Raw genomic sequence first — 16,691 nt, 5'->3', positions numbered from 1 at the left:
CCGCGCCGGCCGGTGCTGCTGCTGGCCCGCAGCGAGCCGGCCGAGGAGGTGCTGGCGCTCGCCCCCGACGGGCCGCCGCGGCGCTTCCGCTGGCGCGCCCGCCTGCACCGGATCGCCCGTGCCGAGGGGCCGGAGCGGATCGCCCCCGAATGGTGGCGCGCCGACGGCCCGGAGCGCGACTACTACGCGGTCGAGTGCGAGGCCGGCCGCCGCCTCTGGCTCTACCGCAGCGGTCCCCACGCGCCGGAGCGCCCGGCCGCGTGGTTCGTGCACGGGGTCTTCGCGTGAGGATCACCGTGTCCGCAGGGATCCGCATGCCCACGATGGGCCCGGCGAGCCGTGAGGATCCCCCTCTCCCCGCCTGCGGGGAGAGGGCCCCCTGCACCTCGTCGTGCATGGGGCGAGCGGTAGCGATGGTGAGGGGGCGGCACCGGAGAGGACTCTTCCGTCGACGCCCCCTCACCCCCGCCTGCCGGCTCGCTCAGCCGACGACGGAGTCGGCTGAGCCCTCTCCCCGCAGGCGGGGAGAGGGGCGCGCGTGTACCGTCCGGCTCCGGCCTGGCGCGGCGCGGCCATGACCCTTTACGCCGAGCTCGCCGTCTCCACGAACTTCTCCTTCCTGCGCGGGGCCTCGCACCCGCAGGACTACGTGGAGCAGGCGATCCTCTACGGCCTCCACGCCATCGGCATCGCCGACCGCAACACCACGGCCGGGCTGGTGCGCGCCTACGCGGCGGCGCGGGTGGCGCCGGGCAAGGCCTGGAAGGCGGGCGATCCGGAGGCGTGGAAGATCCGCTTCCTGCCCGGCGTGCGCCTCGTCACGGATGCGGGCTTCGAGGCCATCGCCTATCCGATGGACCGGGCGGCCTATGGCCGGCTCTGCCGCCTGCTCTCGACGGGCAATCGCCGGGCCCGCAAGGGAGCCTGCCTGTTCTCCCTCTCGGAGATGCTGGCCCAGGCCGAGGGGCAGGTCTTCATCGGGATGCCTCCGGCGGGCGCGGAGATGCCGGAGGATTTCCTCGCCGCCACGCGGGCCCTCGCCGCGGCGGCGCCGGGCCGGACCTTCCTCGCCGGCAGCCACGCCCGGCGCGGCGGCGAGCGCGCCCGCCTCGCCCGCCTCGCCGAGACCGCGGCCAGGCTCGGCGCGCCCCTGGTCGCGGTCTCGGACGCGCTCTACCACCATCCCGCGCGGCGCCCCTTGCAGGACGTGCTCGCCTGCATCCGCGAGGGCTGCACCCTGGACGAGGCCGGCTACCGGCTCGAGGCCAATGCCGAGCGTCACCTGAAGCCGGCCGCGGAGATGGCCCGCCTCTTCGCCGATCACCCGGAGGCGCTGGCCCGCACCGTCGAGATCGCCGAAAGCTGCTCCTTCTCGCTCGGCGAGCTCGCCTACGAGTATCCGGACGAGCCGGTGCCGCCGGGCCGCTCGGCGCAGGAATACCTCGAGGACAGGACCTTCTTCCACGCGGGCTGGCGCTTCCCCGACGGCATCCCGCCCGAGATCGAGGCGACCCTGCGCGAGGAATTGCGGCTCATCGCGACGATGGGCTACGCGCGCTACTTCCTCACCCTCTACGACGTGGTGGAATTCGCGCGGGACCGGGGCATCCTCTGCCAGGGGCGCGGCTCGGCGGCCAATTCCGCCGTCTGCTACTGCCTCGGCATCACCGCGGTCGATCCCACCAAGATCCGGCTGCTGTTCGCGCGCTTCATCTCCGAGAACCGCGGCGAGCCGCCCGATATCGACGTCGATTTCGAGCACGAGCGGCGCGAGGAGGTGATCCAGTACCTCTACGGGAAATATGGCCGGGAGCGCGCCGCGATCTGCGCGACCGTGATCCATTACCGCCCGCGCTCGGCCATCCGCGAGGTCGGCAAGGTCCTGGGGCTCACCGAGGACGTGACCGCCGCCCTCGCCGACACGGTCTGGGGCTCCTGGGGCAAGGGCCTGCCCGACGCGCATATCGTCCAGGCCGGGCTCGATCCGGGCAATCCCCTGATCCGGCAGGCGGTGGACCTCGCCACCGCCCTGGTCGGCTTCCCGCGCCATCTCTCGCAGCATGTGGGCGGCTTCGTGCTGACCCGGCACCGCCTCGACGAGACCGTGCCGATCGGCAACGCGGCCATGCCGGGGCGCACCTTCATCGAGTGGGACAAGGACGACATCGACGTGGTCGGCCTGATGAAGGTCGATGTGCTGGCGCTCGGCATGCTCACCTGCCTGAAGCGGGGCCTCGCTTTCCTGGAGCGCGATTACGGCCGCGCCTACCCGACCCTGGCCGACCTGCCGCAGGGCGACAGCGAGGTCTACGCGATGCTGGCCCGGGCCGATTCCGTCGGCGTGTTCCAGGTCGAGAGCCGGGCCCAGATGGCGATGCTGCCGCGGCTGAGACCACGGGAATTCTACGACCTCGTGGTGCAGGTGGCGATCGTGCGCCCCGGCCCGATCCAGGGCGACATGGTCCACCCCTACCTGCGCCGGAGGAGCGGCGCGGAGCCCGTCACCTATCCGGCGCCCCATCCGGACCACGGCCCCGCGAACGAGCTGCACGCCCTCCTGCACAAGACCTACGGCGTGCCGCTCTTCCAGGAGCACGCCATGCAGATCGCCATCACCGCGGCGGGCTTCACCCCGGCCGAGGCGGACGGCCTGCGCCGGGCCATGGCGACCTTCCGGCATGTCGGGACGATCGGCTCCTACGAGGCGAAGTTCATCGGCGGGATGACCGGCCGCGGCTACCCGCGCGACTTCGCCGAGCGCTGCTTCGCGCAGATCCGCGGCTTCTCCACCTACGGCTTCCCCGAGAGCCACGCGGCGAGCTTCGCCCTCCTCGTCTATGCCTCGGCCTGGCTGAAATGCCGGCACCCGGACGTGTTCCTGGCCGCGATCCTCAACGCGCAGCCGATGGGCTTCTACCAGCCGGCCCAGCTCGTGCGGGACGCCCGCGGCCACGGGGTCGAGGTGCGCCCCGTCGACGTGAATGCCAGCCACTGGGACTGCACCCTGGAGCCGGCCTCGGGGCGCCCGCCCCCCGGCGTCGCGCGGCGCATGGCGGTGCGTCTGGGCCTGCGTCTGGTGAGCGGCCTGTCCGAGGCCGCCATGCGCCGCCTCGTGGACAGGCGCGGCAACGGCTATGCCAGCATCGAGGGGTTGCAGGCAGCCCTGGCCCTGCCCCGTCACGCCCTGGAGCGCCTCGCCGAGGCCGACGCCTTCCGCTCCCTCGACCTCGACCGGCGGGCGGCGCTCTGGGCGGTGCGCACCCTCGAAGGCGGTCCTCTGCGTGGCCCGGTCGCCGCGGACGAGGCCCGCGCGCGGCGGCTCGAGGCGCCCCTGCCCCTGTTCGCCCTGCACGCCGATGACGGGCTGTTCCGCCACGAGCCGGCCGTGGACCTGCCCGCCCTGCCGCTCTCCGAGGCGGTGGCCGAGGACTACACCGCGACCGGCCTCTCGCTGCAGGGCCACCCGGTCGCCTTCTTCCGGGCGCGGCTCGCCCGGATCGGGGTGATCCCGGCCCGCGACCATCACGACCGGGGCAACGGCGCCCGGGTCAGCGTGGCCGGCCTCGTGCTGACGCGCCAGCGCCCGGGCACCGCCAAGGGCGTGGTCTTCCTCACGATCGAGGACGAGACCGGCATCGCCAACGTCATCGTCTGGAAGGACATATTCGAGGCGAACCGCCGCACCGCGATGACGGCCCGGTTCCTGGCCGTGCAGGGCCGGGTGCAGCGGGCGGGCGCGGTGGTCCACCTGATCGCCGAGCGCTTCCGCGATCTCACGGAGGAGCTGCGGGCCCTGCGCGAGGGCGGCGTGCGCCTGCCGCCCGAGACCACGGATTTCGGCGTCCCGGTCGACCGCCGCGTCTTCCGCAGCCGGGATTTCCATTGAGGGCCAGCGCCCGCACGGGGCCGATCGATCTTGGCCGCCCGGGGCCGGATCGGTCACCCTTCCGGCGAAACATACTCTCATACCGGACCTCGATGAGCCTGACTCATCGAGGTCCGCCCGCGCGCAGTGGGACGGATCTTGGCGGCGGCGGTCGTCCGCCGGACCTCGTTGATGCCGACCACCGGTCGGCATCAACGAGAGCTTGGTATAAGCCACCCGGGGCCCGATCGGCGGCTCTCGAGGAAGGCAGCGGATGTCTGCAGGACCAGCGCGCCACGTCGTCATCATCGGCTCCGGCGCCGTCGGAACCGTGAGCGCGATCGAGTGCCTGCGGGCCGGCCATCGCGTGACGGTGGTGGATCCCGGCCAGCCGGGCGGCGAGCAGGCCTCCAGCTACGGCAATGCCGGCTGGCTCTCCTCGCATTCCGTGATCCCGCCGGCCGAGCCCGGCATGTGGAAGAAGGTCCCCTCCTTCCTCCTCGATCCGCTCGGCCCCCTCTCGATCCGCTGGACCTACCTGCCGAAGGTCCTGCCCTGGCTGATCCGCTTCCTCCTGGGCGCCCGGACCACCGCCCAGATCGAGCGGACGGCCCAGGCCATGCGGACGCTCCTCGTCGATGCGCCCAAGCTCCATGCGGGCCTCGCCGCCGAGGCCGGCGTGCCGCAGCTGATCGAGCGGCGCGGCGTCCTGCACGTCTATCCCGACCGCGCGGCCTTCGCGGGCGATGCCCGGTCCTGGGCCATCCGCCGCAAGGTCGGCGTCGCCTGGCTCGAGCTCTCGGCCGAGGAGTTGCGGCAGCGGGAGCCCCACTTGCATCCGCGCTACACCTTCGGCCTCGTGGTCGAGGAGGCGGGCCATTGCCGCGACCCCGGCGGCTACGTCGCCGCCCTGTCCGAGCTGGCCCGCGCGCGGGGCGCCACCTACCGGGAGACCCGGGCGACGGGCTTCCGCCACGAGGGCGGGCGCCTCCGGGCGGTGGTGACGGAGCAGGGCGAGATCGCCTGCGACCGGGCCGTGGTGGCGGCCGGGGCCCGCTCCAAGGCGCTCGCCGCCGCGCTCGGCGACCCGCTGCCCCTGGAGAGCGAGCGCGGCTACCACGTGATGATCCCCGATGCCGCGGTCGGCCCGCGCACGCCGGTGATGGCCTCCGACGCCAAGATGATCGCGAATTTCATGAACGGGGGCCTGCGCGCCGCCGGACAGGTCGAGTTCGCCGGGCTGGCGGCGGCGCCCAACTGGAAGCGCGCGGAGATCCTGCGCGACCATCTGCTCACGATGTTCCCGGATCTGGGCGGGTCCGTCTCCGCGGACCGCCTGCGCGTGTGGCTCGGGCATCGCCCCAGCATGCCGGACGGGCGCCCCTGCATCGGACCGGCCCGGGCGACCGCCGACGTGGTCTATGCCTTCGGGCACGGCCATGTCGGCCTCGTGGGCTCGGCCCGGACCGGGCGCCTGGTCGCCCAGCTCGTCGGCGGTGCGGAGCCCGAGATTCCCCTCGCCCCCTTCGATCCCCGGCGCTTCCTCTGAAGCCGGGGGCCTGTCGCGTGATCCCGGGATCACGCGACAGGCCCTTGCAGCCCCTCGGGCCCTTGCGTGACGGGCGATGATCGCGGTGGTTTTGTATTTCATAGTCAACCGGTCTACTATGAAATCATGGCATCCGAATCGGCCCTGTCCCCCGCCCCGCGCCGACGTGGCCGCCCGCCCCGGGCGGCGCCCGCCTACGGCACATCCCGGGAGGCCCTGATCCGCGCCGGCGTCGCGGCTCTGTCGGAGAAGGGCTATTCGGCGACCGGCCTCGAGGAGATCCTGCGCAGCGCGGGCGTTCCGAAGGGCTCGTTCTACCATTACTTCCCCGGCAAGGACGCCTTCGGCGCCGTGCTGATCGACAGCTACGCGCGCTATTTTGCGCGCAAGCTCGACCGCTGGCTGCGCGACGCAGGCACGGCCCCGCTCCAGCGCCTGAGGAATTTCGTCGCCGACGCGCGCGCCGGCATGGCGCGGTTCGGGTTCCGGCGCGGCTGCGTCGTCGGCAATCTCGGCCAGGAGATGAGCGCCCTGCCGGAGGCGTTCCGGGAGCAGTTGCACGGCGTCCTGCTCGATTGGCAGGCGCGGACGGAGCGCTGCCTCCGGGAGGCGCAGGCCGCCGGGGAGATCGCGGCCGAGGCCGATTGCGCGGCGCTCGCGGCCTTCTTCTGGATCGGCTGGGAGGGCGCCGTGCTGCGCGCCAAGCTCGAGCGGAGCCCGGCCCCCCTCGACCTCTTCGCCAACCAGTTCCTGGCCTGTCTGGCGCGCTGAGCGCCGTCTCGTGGAGTGCACCGGATGTTCAAGGCGATCCTGATCGAGAAGGACGAGGCCGGCGACCGGGCCGCCCTGCGCGAGATCGACGAGGCGCAGCTCCCCGAGGGCGACGTCACCGTCGCGGTCGCCTACTCGACGCTGAACTACAAGGACGGGCTGGCGATCACCGGCAAGGGCCCGGTGGTGCGCAGGTTCCCGATGGTGCCGGGCATCGACATCGCCGGCACCGTGCGCGAATCCCGGCATCCCGCCTATCGCCCGGGCGACCAGGTCGTCCTCAACGGCTGGGGCGTCGGCGAGACCCATTGGGGCGGCCTGGCCCAGGTCGCGCGCCTCAAGGGCGACTGGCTGGTCCCGCTGCCGGAGGGATTCACGCCGCGCCAGGCCATGGCGATCGGCACGGCCGGCTACACCGCCATGCTCTGCGTGATGGCGCTGGAGCGCCACGGGATCAGCCCGGACAAGGGCGAGGTGCTCGTCACCGGGGCGGCCGGCGGGGTCGGCAGCACGGCGGTCGCCCTCCTGTCGGGCCTCGGCTACACCGTCGCCGCGGTCAGCGGGCGCCCCGAGGAGGCCGCCTATCTGCGCGGTCTCGGCGCGGCCGAGATCCTCGACCGGGCCGCGTTCTCGGAGCCCGGCAAGCCGCTCGCCCGGGAGCGCTGGGCCGGCGCCGTCGACGTGGTCGGCAGCCACACCCTGGCGAATGTCTGCGCCGCCACGCAGTACCGCGGCGTCGTCACGGCCTGCGGCCTCGCGCAGGGGATGGACCTGCCGGCCTCCGTCGCGCCCTTCATCCTGCGCGGCGTCAGCCTGATCGGGATCGACAGCGTGATGTGCCCGCGCCCCGAGCGGCTGGAGGCCTGGAGCCGGCTGGTCCGCGACCTCGACCCGGCCAAGCTCGACACGATGGCGCACGAGATCGGCCTGTCGGAGGCCGTGGCCACGGCCGGGCAGCTCATGGCGGGCCGGGTGCGCGGCCGCGTGATCGTCGACGTCAACCGGTAGCCGGTCCCGGAGCGGAGAGACGGACGGAACAGGTCACGTCACGATGACCGCGAGCGCTTCTCCCCGGCCTGGTTGCCGGTGCGGCGAAGGAGAGCGCCTCAGAACAACGGCTCAGGCCGATCGACACGCCGCCCGCTCACCGCGGCGCCCTTCCCGTGCCCGGAGGGCGTCGCGCTGCCGGACGGCGCTCCGGCGCCATCGTGAGCGCGGCGGTGGGCGCGGTGCGGCCGGGCCCTCAGCGCACGATCACCGTCGCGCCCGTCGGCACGCGGTTGAACAGATCGACCACGTCGATGTTGCGCATGCGGATGCAGCCGGAGGAGGCGGCCTGGCCGATCTTCTCGGGTTCGTTGGTGCCGTGGATGCGGTAGAGCGTGTCGCGCCCGCCCTCGGACAGGTAGAGGGCACGGGCGCCCAGCGGGTTGGCCGGCCCGCCCTCCATGGCGTGGACATGCGGCCAGCGCCGGATCATCTCGGCCGGCGGGTGCCAGGCGGGCCACTCGGCCTTGCGCGAGACCGTGGCGCGGCCGGTCCAGCCATAGGCCTCGTCGCCCACGGTGACGCCGTATTGCAGGGCCTTGCCGTCGGGCAGGACGAGGTAGAGCAGCCGCTCCTTCGTCTCGACCACGATCGTGCCGGGGGCCTCCTTGGTCGGGTCGCTCACCAGCCAGCGGCCGTAGCGGGGGTCGTCCTCGGCCTGCGGCACCAGAGCCATGAAGGCGGTGTCCCGAGCCGACAGAGTCGGATCGGGCACCGCCTTGAAGTTGCAGCCGCCGAGGAGGATGGCACACGCCATGATCGGGACGATGCGCATGTCATCCGCCTTTCGAGGCTACCTCCCCGATCCCATGCCACATCTCATGGCGGTTTCAGGAGGCTGGATAACCATAGCCGCTCGCGGCACCGGGCCGTAGCCTTGGACGTTGGCCCCGTGCCACATTGCCCGGCGCTGTTGCAGGTGCGCGACAGGCCACGCGACAGACGTGACCGGCGTATCCCGGCCTGCCGCCGGCCTTCGGGAGGGTTCAGAGAGCCGTGACGACCCTGTATGTCAGCCACCCCTCCGCCCTGGACCACATCGTCCCCGAGGGGCACCCCGAGCGGCCGAGCCGCATCCGCGCGGTCGAGCGCGTGCTGGAGAACGAGCGCTTCTCCGGCCTGGTGAGGGCCCAGGCCCCGAAGGCCGAGGCCGCCGTCGCGACCCTGGCCCATCCGGAGGCGTACGTGGAGGCGATCGTCGCCGCCGCGCCCAAGGAGGGCATGGTCGCCATCGACGGGGACACGGTGATGTCGCCCGGCACCCTCGAGGCGGTGCTCCGGGCGGTGGGCGGCGCGATGCACGCGGTCGATGCGGTCGTGGCCGGGGAATGCGCGAACGCCTTCGTGGCGATGCGCCCGCCGGGCCATCATGCCGAGCGCAACCGCGCCATGGGCTTCTGCGTGTTCAACCAGGCGGCCATCGCCGCCCGCCACGCGCGCAAGGCGCACGGGCTGTCCCGCGTTGCGCTCGTCGATTGGGACGTGCACCACGGCAACGGCAGCCAGGACATCTTCTGGGACGACGGCGCGGTGATGTACGCCTCGACGCACCAGATGCCGCTCTTCCCCGGCACCGGCGCCGCCTCGGAGCGGGGCGCGCAGGACACCATCGTCAACGTGCCGCTCCGGCCCAACGACGACGGCGCGGTGTTCCGCGAGGCCTTCGAGACCATCGTGGCCCGCGTCGACGCGTTCCGGCCGGACCTGATCCTGGTCTCGGCCGGATTCGACGCCCACCGCCTCGATCCCCTGGCGAATCTGCGCCTCGACGAGGCGGATTTCGGCTGGGCGACGCGCAAGCTCCTCGATCTCGCCGACCGCCACGCGGGCGGTCGCCTCGTCTCGATCCTGGAGGGCGGCTACAGCCTCGAAGGGCTCGGCAAGTCGGTCCACGAGCACGTGGACGCCCTGATGGGGCATTGAGCGCCCGTTCGGGCGGCGGCCGGCGGCTGCCGTCGTTCGGCGCGACCCCCTGCCCCGTCCCGAGACCCTGCCTGCGAGACCGTACGGGTCTCCGCCCCGTCGATCCGCTCCATGCGCCTCGGAGCCCCTGCGAGCGGGAACGGCCGATTTCGAGCTGGGCGTCCGGCGCAGGTTTGTATCCTTAAAACCTTACATTTTTTCATGCTGCGCTGCGGCGATAAAGTTTTAACGTCTTCACGGCCACATATTCCCCGGTCGATGCGCAATAGTGCATGCTTGATCGAAGGAGTGGAATTGCCATGCTTGGGTTTCTGTCCATAAGAGGCAAACTGATTGCTTCTTTTGGCCTGATGTTCGCCTTGGTTGTCGCGCTCGCAGGTCTTTCGTTCATGCAGATCCGGGCGCTGTCGGGCTCCGCTGCGGAGCTGGGGCAGGTCCGGCTTCCGGCCACGCAGGCGCTCGGCAAGATCCAGGCCCTCGCCCTGCGGATCCGCATCAATGGCGGCCGCCTGCTCTCGGCCCAGACGCAGCAGCAGAAGGCGGATGCCGCCCAGTCGCTCCAGCAGCGCCTCGCCGAGCTGAAGGTCCAGCAGGCCGCCTTCCAGGCCCTGATCGCCGCGCCGGAGGAGGTTGCGCTCTATGGGCGCTTCGAGAAGGCCTGGTCCGGCTATCTCGCCCTGCACGAGGCCACCATGGCCCAGGCCGATCGGGGTGACCTGTCGGGCGCGACGCAGAGCTACGACACGCAGATGTCGGACGGCATCCGGCAGGTCATCGCCATCCTGGCCACCCTGACCGAGCGCGTCGATGCCGCCGCGCAGGCCAGCCGCGCCGAGGCGGAGACCACCGCCGCGCGGGCCAACACGCTTCTGGCGGGCCTGACTCTGCTGGCGCTGGCCCTCTCGGCGGGCGCGGCCCTGCTCCTCGTCCTGGAGGTGAGCCGGCCGCTCGGCGTCATGACCGCCGCCATGCACCGCCTCGCCGGCGGCGACACCGGCAGCGCGATTCCGGCCGCCGGCCGCCGGGACGAGATCGGCGCCATGGCCGGCGCGGTGCAGGTCTTCAAGGACAACATGATCCGCGCGCGGGCGCTGGAGGCGGAGGCCGCCCTGGCGCGGGCCGGTGCGGAGGCGCAGCGCAAGGCGGCGATGCGCGAGATGGCCGACGGCTTCGAGGCCGCGGTCGGCGGCATCGTCACCACCGTGACCAGCGCGTCGAGCCAGCTCCAGGCGACGGCTGAGACCATGACGGCGACCGCGGCCGAGGCGGCGAGCCAGTCCACGGCGGTGGCCGCGGCCGCGGAGGAGACCACCACGAATGTCAGCACCGTCGCCGTGGCGGCCGAGCAGCTCGGCAGCTCGGTGACCGAGATCGGGCGGCAGGTCGGCGGCTCGGCCGACCTCGCGCAGCTCGCCGTCGGCGAGGCCGACCGGACGGCGCACCTCGTTCAGGACCTCGCCCAGGCCGCCGGCCGGATCGGCGACGTGGTGGCGCTGATCTCGCAGATCGCGGGCCAGACCAACCTGCTCGCCCTCAACGCCACGATCGAGGCGGCGCGGGCCGGCGAGGCGGGCCGCGGCTTCGCGGTGGTGGCCGCCGAGGTGAAGGAACTCGCCAACCAGACCGCCAAGGCCACCGAGGAGATCAGCCAGCAGATCGGCCGGATCCAGGGCTCGACCGACCAGGCGGTCCAGGCCATCACCGGCATCGCCGGCCGCATCCGCGAGATCAGCGGTGTGGCCACCGGCATCGCCGCGGCGGTGGAGGAGCAGGGCGCGGCGACGCAGGAGATCGTGCGCAACGTCGCCCAGGCCGCCACCGGCACCCGCGAGGTGACCGCCAACATGGCCGGCGTGGCCCAGGCCGCCGACGAGACCGGGGCGGCGGCCACCCAGGTCCTCGCCGCGGCCTCGGAGCTGTCGCGCCAGTCGGAGCACCTCAACGCCGAGGTCGCCCGCTTCCTCGCCGGCGTCCGCGCGGCCTGAGCATGCGCCGGTCCCGGCCCGAGGGCCGGGGCCGGCCTCGCCTCAGCCCTCCAAGAGCTCGTCGCCGACGAGCTCGATGCCGAAGCCCGAGAGGCCGACATAGGCGCGCGACGAGGTCGAGAGATTGCGGATCGAGACCACGCCGAGATCGCGCAGGATCTGGGCGCCGAGCCCCACCTCGCGCCACTGGCGCACGCGCTGGGCCTCCGCGCCCTCGTCGGCCACCCGCTGCAGCGGTACGCCCGCGGTGCCGTCGCGCAGATAGACGAGGACGCCGCGCCCTGCCTTCGCGAAGCGCGCCATCACCTGCTCGATCTGGCGCCCGCCCTCGATCACGTCGGCCACCACGTTGGAGCGGTGGAGGCGCACCAGCACGTCGCGGCCATCGCCGATCTCGCCCTGCACGAAGGCGAATTGCTGGATCGACTCGAAGGGCGTGGTGTAGGCGTAGCCGGTCATCGTGCCGAACTCGGTCTTGACCGGGAACTGCCCGACCCGCTCCACGAGCTTCTCGCGGGCCTGCCGGTAGGCGATGAGGTCGGCCACCGAGACGCGCTTCAGCCCATGCTGGTCGGCGAAGGCGGTGATCTGCGGCCCCTTCATCACGGTGCCGTCGTCGTTGGCGAGCTCGCAGATCACGCCGACCGGCGGGAGCTTGGCCAGCCGGCACAGATCGACCGCGGCCTCCGTGTGCCCCGAGCGCATGAGCACGCCGCCGTCGCGGGCGATCAGCGGGAAGACGTGGCCCGGGCGCACGAAATCGGCCGCGCCCATATTGCCGTTGGCGAGCGCCCGCACCGTGTTGCAGCGCTGCTCGGCCGAGATGCCGGTGGTCAGCCCATGCTTCACGTCCACCGTGACGGTGAAGGCCGTGCCGAGCGGCGCGTCGTTGGCCGCCACCATCGGCGTCAGGTGCAGCCGGCGCGCCTCGGACAGCGTCACCGGCGCGCAGACGATGCCGCAGGTGTTGCGGATGATGAAGGCCATCTTCTCCGGCGTGCAGAGCGAGGCCGCGACGACGAGGTCGCCCTCGTTCTCGCGGTCGTCGTCGTCGGTGACGACCACGATCTCGCCGCGGGCGAAGGCTTCGATGCACTCGGTGACGGAGGCGTGGGACACGGGCGGTCTCGGATTGTTGTCAGACGGGCGAGCCGGGCACCGGCCCGACCTGTCCCCGGTGGCGCAGAACGTGATCGGCGAGCACGCAGGCCATCATCGCCTCGGCCACCGGCACGGCGCGGATGCCGACGCAGGGGTCGTGGCGCCCCTTGGTGACGATCTCGGCCTCGTGCCCGTCGCGGGTGACGGTGCGGCGCGGCGTGAGGATCGAGGAGGTCGGCTTGACCGCGAAGCGGACGACGACGGGCTGGCCCGTCGAGATGCCGCCCAGGATCCCGCCCGCATGGTTGGCGAGGAAGGCCGGGCCGTCATTGCCGGCGCGCATCTCGTCGGCATTGTCCTCGCCGCGGAGCGCCGCGCTCGCGAAGCCGTCGCCGATCTCGACGCCCTTGACCGCGTTGATCGACATCATCGCGCTGGCGAGATCCGCGTCGAGCTTGCCGTAGATCGGCGCGCCGAGCCCGGCGGGCAGCCCCTCGGCCACCACCTCGATCACGGCGCCGATGGAGGAGCCGTCCTTGCGGATGCCGTCGAGATAGCCCTCGTAGAAGCGGGCCATCTCCGCATCCGGGCAGAAGAACGGGTTCCGGGCGACCTCGTCCCAGTCCCAGCGGGCGCGGTCGATCGCGTGCGGGCCCATCTGGACCAGGGCGGCGCGGATCGTCACAGCCGGGATCACCTTGCGCGCGACGGCGCCGGCGGCGACCCGCGCCGCGGTCTCGCGGGCCGAGGAGCGGCCGCCGCCGCGATAGTCGCGGATGCCGTACTTGGCGTCGTAGGCGTAGTCGGCATGGCCCGGCCGGTAGCTGTCGCGGATCTCGGAATAATCCTTCGAGCGCTGGTCGGTGTTCTCGATCACCAGGGCGATCGGCGTGCCGGTGGTGAGCTGGCGCCCGCCCGTGCGGTCGTCGCCGAACACGCCCGAGAGAATCTTGACCTGGTCGGGCTCGCGGCGCTGCGTGGTGAAGCGCGACTGGCCGGGCTTCCGCCGGTCGAGCTCCGCCTGGATCTCCTCGGCCTCGAGGGGCAGCCCGGGCGGGCAGCCATCCACCACGCAGCCGAGGGCCACGCCGTGGCTCTCGCCGAAGGTGGTGACGCGGAACAGGTGGCCGAAGGTGTTGTGCGACATGGCGCTGCGTGCCTTAGCGCCGATTGGTGCGAGTCACAAACCGGGCCGGTCCGCGATCTGGAGTCCGCCCCGCGCCTTCAGGGCCCGGTAGGCGGCCACCCCAGTCGCGAGGTCGGCGATCAGGCGCCGCTCGTCGCCGAGATCCGCGAGGCCGTAGCTGAGGCCGAGGATGTGGGCGGCCTCGTAGCCCTCGGGCAGCGCGCCCGCGCAGCCGAGCCGGATCGCGCGCTCCGGCAGGCGGTCGGCGAAGTCGGCGAGCCTGTGGCGCAGGACGTCGCCGCTCGCGCGCAAGGCTGCCCCCGCCCCCGGCCCATGCGCGCGGATCGCCGCCACCGTGCCCTGCGCCAGGGAGAGATGCACCGCCTCCCGGTCGGCCGGGACGAGATAGACGAGGTAGTAGCCCTGCGTGGCGCTCGTCGTGACCGCGGGGTCGAAGGCGGCGAGCCAGGGCACGGCCGCCCAGCGCGTGCCGCGGCCCGGGCTGCCCTTGACGAGGAAGGGGCCGTCGATCCCGGCGAGCGCCCGGCGCAGCTCGTCCGGCGCCCCGTTTCGGATCACGGCTGCGAGCGGGTGGCCGGCCGGCGGGTCGAGACGCGCCAGCGGGTATTCCTCGGCGATGCGGCGGAGGGCGTATCCGAGAGTCATGGTCCGGCATCGACCCCAGGGCTCCGCCCTGGACCCGCCAAAGGGATGATCCCTTTGGGATCCCGGACTCCGCTCACGGCCGCGACAGGACCCCGCCGGAGATCGGCTCGCGCACGCCCGTGGTCGCCGGGAAGGTGATCGGCAGGCCCCGGAGCGAGCGCACGGCGAGGAAGGCGAAGGCCTGCGCCTCCAGATAGGCCGAGGACCAGCCGATCGCGTCCGCCGTCGTGATCTCGGCGCGGAGATGATAGGTCAGGAGCCGCACCAATTCGCCGTTGCGCGCCCCGCCCCCGGCCACGATCCAGCGGGTCGGGATCTCGGGAGCGTGGTCGAGCGCCCGCGCCACCGCCCGCGCCGTGAAGGCGGTGAGCGTCGCCGCCCCGTCCTCCGTGGAGAGCTGGCCCGCGAGCTTGTGCGAGAACCAGTTCCGGTCGAGGGATTTCGGCGGCTTCCGGAAGAAGAACGGATGGGTCAGGAGCCAGGCCAGCAGCGGCTCGTCCGGCCGGCCCCGGGCGGCGGTGCGCCCGCCATCGTCGAGGTTCTTGTTCTCGCGCTCCTGCATCCACTCGTCGATCAGGGCATTGCCCGGCCCCGTATCGAAGGCGATCACGCCGCCCTTGGAATCGACCAGCGTCGCGTTGGCGACGCCCCCGATATTGAGGATGCCGAACGGCCCCTCCATCCCCGAGGCCTCGGCCAGCGCCTTGTGGAAGACCGGCACCAGCGGCGCCCCCTGCCCGCCCGCCTCGATATCGGCGCGGCGGAGATCCGACACCACGGGGATCCCGAGGCGCGCGGCGAGCGCCGGACCGTCGCCGATCTGGATCGTGATGCGGTGGTCCGGCCGGTGGATCACGGTCTGGCCGTGGAAGCCGATCACGTCGATGTCCGAGGGGGAGAGTCCGTTCTCGGCGAGGAAGCGCTCCACCGCCTCGGCATGGGCCTGCGTGACGAAGGCCTCCGCCTCCGGCAGGCGGCCCGGCCGGTCGTCGGGCCGGACCACGCTCTCCGCATCCTTGGTGGCGGCGCGCAGCAGGGCCTTCTCGGCATCCGAGTAGCCGCGGTAGCCGGTCGGCCCCAGCGGCTCGAGGAAGTTGTTGTGGCCCTTGGCGACCTTGAGCGCCTGCCCGTCCGTCTCGATCAGGGCGATGTCGACCCCGTCGAGGGAGGTGCCGCTCATCAGGCCGATCGCGCGCATCATCGCCATGGCGACTTCAATCCCCTCGCCCCGTGCCTTTCGCGGGGCGCCCTGCTAAGAGCGCCCCGAAACCTCATGCAACCCGGCCGAGCTAGCATGCGCGCTCCCGGCTGTCGCGCGCCCGACCTTCCGAGACCCCGACCATGACCTCTGAGAGCTTCGCCCCGAAATCCGACTTCCTCCGGATCCTGACGGAGCGCGGCTACATCCACCAGGCCTCCGATCTCGCCGGGATCGACCAGGCGGCCCTGGAGGGGCGGCTCACCGCCTATGTCGGCTACGATTGCACCGCGGCCTCGCTGCATATCGGCCACCTGCTGTCGATCATGATGCTGCACTGGCTGCAGAAGACGGGGGGCAAGCCGATCGCGCTGATGGGCGGCGGCACCACCCGCGTCGGCGACCCCTCGGGGCGCGACGAGGCCCGCAAGATCCTGACCCTGGAGCAGATCGAGGAGAACAAGGCCGGCATCCAGAAGACCTTCGCCCGGTTCCTGGAGTTCGGCGAGGCCGGCAACGGCGCGCGCATGGTCGACAACGCCGAGTGGCTGACCAAGCTGAACTACATCGAGATGCTGCGCGATATCGGCCGGCACTTCTCCGTGAACCGCATGATGTCGATGGACAGCGTGCGCCTGCGCCTGGAGCGCGACCAGGAGCTGTCGTTCCTGGAGTTCAACTACATGATCCTCCAGTCCTACGACTTCGTGGAGCTGAACCGGCGCTACGGCTGCATCCTGCAGATGGGCGGCTCGGACCAGTGGGGCAACATCGTCAACGGCATCGATCTCGGCCGCCGCATGGGCACGCCGCAGCTCTACGCCCTCACCTGCCCGCTGCTGACCACGGCGTCCGGCGCCAAGATGGGCAAGACCGCCTCCGGCGCGGTCTGGCTCGATGCCGGGATGCTCTCGCCTTACGATTACTGGCAGTTCTGGCGGAACACCGAGGATGCCGACGTCGAGCGCTTCCTGAAGCTGTTCACCTTCCTGCCGCTTGCCGAGATCGCCGATCTCGCCGGCCGCGGGGGGGCGGCGATCAACGAGGCCAAGAAGGTGCTCGCCACCGAGGCGACGGCGCTGATGCACGGCCGCGAGGCGGCGGAGGCGGCGGCCGAGACCGCGCGCAAGACCTTCGTGGAGGGCTCGCTCGCCGCGGACCTGCCGACCGTCACGGTGCCGCGCGCCGTGCTGGAGGCCGGGCTCGGGGTGCTCACCGCCTTCGGGCCGGACCATGCCGCCCTCGTCCCCTCCACCAGCGAGGCGCGCCGCCAGATCAAGGGCGGGGGCCTGCGCGTCAACGACGTTCAGGTCGCCGACGAGAAGGCGAGCCTGAGCCTCTCCGACCTCACCGCTGACGGCGTGATCAAGCTCTCCTTCGGCCGCAAGCGGCACGTGCTGCTCAAGGCGGAGTGAGCTCCGCGTACTCCCTCCCCCGCAGAGGGGGGAGGGAGACCGTGT

13 protein-coding genes are annotated in these 16,691 nt (G+C 72.3%); 8 read left to right on the top strand and 5 right to left on the bottom strand.

Annotation, left to right across the window (positions count from 1 at the left end; genetic code table 11):
* The 5 genes from MET9862_RS16770 to acuI form a co-directional block, all read left to right on the top strand.
* On the top strand, positions 1–288 hold a 288-nt coding region (locus MET9862_RS16770; protein WP_368773571.1), incomplete at its 5' end, for a DUF6504 family protein.
* A 286-nt stretch (positions 289–574) separates the two neighbouring features.
* Positions 575–3,886 (top strand): error-prone DNA polymerase, encoded by a 3,312-nt coding sequence (locus tag MET9862_RS16765; RefSeq protein ID WP_142584055.1) that lies wholly within the window; start codon positions 575–577, stop codon positions 3,884–3,886.
* 253 nt (positions 3,887–4,139) lie between these two features.
* Positions 4,140–5,414 carry an NAD(P)/FAD-dependent oxidoreductase gene (locus tag MET9862_RS16760; RefSeq protein WP_142584054.1) on the top strand — a complete coding sequence of 425 codons (1,275 nt, stop codon included), beginning with the start codon at positions 4,140–4,142 and terminating at the stop codon, positions 5,412–5,414.
* Positions 5,415–5,540: 126 nt separating this feature from the next.
* Complete coding sequence (gene acuR / locus MET9862_RS16755; RefSeq protein WP_142584053.1) at positions 5,541–6,185, top strand: acrylate utilization transcriptional regulator AcuR; 645 nt, start codon at positions 5,541–5,543, stop codon at positions 6,183–6,185.
* Between the two features lie 24 nt (positions 6,186–6,209).
* On the top strand, positions 6,210–7,193 hold the full coding sequence (gene acuI, locus MET9862_RS16750; RefSeq protein ID WP_142584052.1) for an acrylyl-CoA reductase (NADPH): 984 nt from the start codon (positions 6,210–6,212) through the stop codon (positions 7,191–7,193).
* 235 nt (positions 7,194–7,428) lie between these two features.
* On the opposite strand, the gene MET9862_RS16745 is transcribed toward acuI, so the two are convergent.
* Positions 7,429–8,007, bottom strand: coding sequence for a L,D-transpeptidase (locus MET9862_RS16745; protein WP_142584051.1), 579 nt, complete (start codon positions 8,005–8,007; stop codon positions 7,429–7,431).
* A gap of 221 nt (positions 8,008–8,228) precedes the next feature.
* Between MET9862_RS16745 and MET9862_RS16740 the strand changes: the two genes are divergently transcribed.
* Positions 8,229–9,155: a histone deacetylase family protein gene (locus tag MET9862_RS16740; RefSeq protein ID WP_142584050.1), complete on the top strand. Its 927-nt coding sequence runs from the start codon at positions 8,229–8,231 to the stop codon at positions 9,153–9,155.
* A 299-nt stretch (positions 9,156–9,454) separates the two neighbouring features.
* A complete protein-coding gene (locus tag MET9862_RS16735; protein WP_142584049.1) occupies positions 9,455–11,140 on the top strand; it encodes a methyl-accepting chemotaxis protein in 1,686 nt (561 codons plus the stop codon).
* Positions 11,141–11,182: 42 nt separating this feature from the next.
* Here MET9862_RS16735 and ribB read toward each other — a convergent pair whose 3' ends face one another.
* The 4 genes from ribB to MET9862_RS16715 form a co-directional block, all read right to left on the bottom strand.
* On the bottom strand, positions 11,183–12,259 hold the full coding sequence (gene ribB / locus MET9862_RS16730) for a 3,4-dihydroxy-2-butanone-4-phosphate synthase (protein WP_142584048.1): 1,077 nt from the start codon (positions 12,257–12,259) through the stop codon (positions 11,183–11,185).
* A gap of 19 nt (positions 12,260–12,278) precedes the next feature.
* A complete protein-coding gene (gene aroC / locus MET9862_RS16725; protein WP_142584047.1) occupies positions 12,279–13,388 on the bottom strand; it encodes a chorismate synthase in 1,110 nt (369 codons plus the stop codon).
* 33 nt (positions 13,389–13,421) lie between these two features.
* Positions 13,422–14,033, bottom strand: coding sequence for a DUF3578 domain-containing protein (locus MET9862_RS16720; RefSeq protein WP_142584046.1), 612 nt, complete (start codon positions 14,031–14,033; stop codon positions 13,422–13,424).
* A 73-nt stretch (positions 14,034–14,106) separates the two neighbouring features.
* Positions 14,107–15,240 carry an anhydro-N-acetylmuramic acid kinase gene (locus MET9862_RS16715; protein WP_142584045.1) on the bottom strand — a complete coding sequence of 378 codons (1,134 nt, stop codon included), beginning with the start codon at positions 15,238–15,240 and terminating at the stop codon, positions 14,107–14,109.
* A 134-nt stretch (positions 15,241–15,374) separates the two neighbouring features.
* Here MET9862_RS16715 and tyrS point away from each other — a divergent pair, with 134 nt between their 5' ends.
* Positions 15,375–16,646, top strand: coding sequence for a tyrosine--tRNA ligase (gene tyrS, locus MET9862_RS16710; RefSeq protein WP_142584044.1), 1,272 nt, complete (start codon positions 15,375–15,377; stop codon positions 16,644–16,646).
* The last annotated feature ends 45 nt before the right edge of the window (positions 16,647–16,691 follow it).

The organism is Methylobacterium symbioticum, from assembly GCF_902141845.1.
GTDB lineage: Bacteria > Pseudomonadota > Alphaproteobacteria > Rhizobiales > Beijerinckiaceae > Methylobacterium > Methylobacterium symbioticum.
Note: the sequence above shows the minus strand (reverse complement) of the source record. Positions and strands in the feature narration are given on the sequence as shown.

Excerpts from the sequence above, each read along its gene's own strand:
- MET9862_RS16760 (WP_142584054.1), top strand. The coding sequence starts at position 4,140 with ATGTCTGCAGGACCAGCGCGCCACGTCGTCATCATCGGCTCCGGCGCC.
- acuR (WP_142584053.1), top strand. The coding sequence starts at position 5,541 with ATGGCATCCGAATCGGCCCTGTCCCCCGCCCCGCGCCGACGTGGCCGC.
- aroC (WP_142584047.1), bottom strand. The coding sequence starts at position 13,388 with ATGTCGCACAACACCTTCGGCCACCTGTTCCGCGTCACCACCTTCGGC.
- acuI (WP_142584052.1), top strand. The coding sequence starts at position 6,210 with ATGTTCAAGGCGATCCTGATCGAGAAGGACGAGGCCGGCGACCGGGCC.
- MET9862_RS16745 (WP_142584051.1), bottom strand. The coding sequence starts at position 8,007 with ATGCGCATCGTCCCGATCATGGCGTGTGCCATCCTCCTCGGCGGCTGC.
- MET9862_RS16765 (WP_142584055.1), top strand. The coding sequence starts at position 575 with ATGACCCTTTACGCCGAGCTCGCCGTCTCCACGAACTTCTCCTTCCTG.
- tyrS (WP_142584044.1), top strand. The coding sequence starts at position 15,375 with ATGACCTCTGAGAGCTTCGCCCCGAAATCCGACTTCCTCCGGATCCTG.
- MET9862_RS16715 (WP_142584045.1), bottom strand. The coding sequence starts at position 15,240 with ATGGCGATGATGCGCGCGATCGGCCTGATGAGCGGCACCTCCCTCGAC.
- MET9862_RS16720 (WP_142584046.1), bottom strand. The coding sequence starts at position 14,033 with ATGACTCTCGGATACGCCCTCCGCCGCATCGCCGAGGAATACCCGCTG.
- MET9862_RS16735 (WP_142584049.1), top strand. The coding sequence starts at position 9,455 with ATGCTTGGGTTTCTGTCCATAAGAGGCAAACTGATTGCTTCTTTTGGC.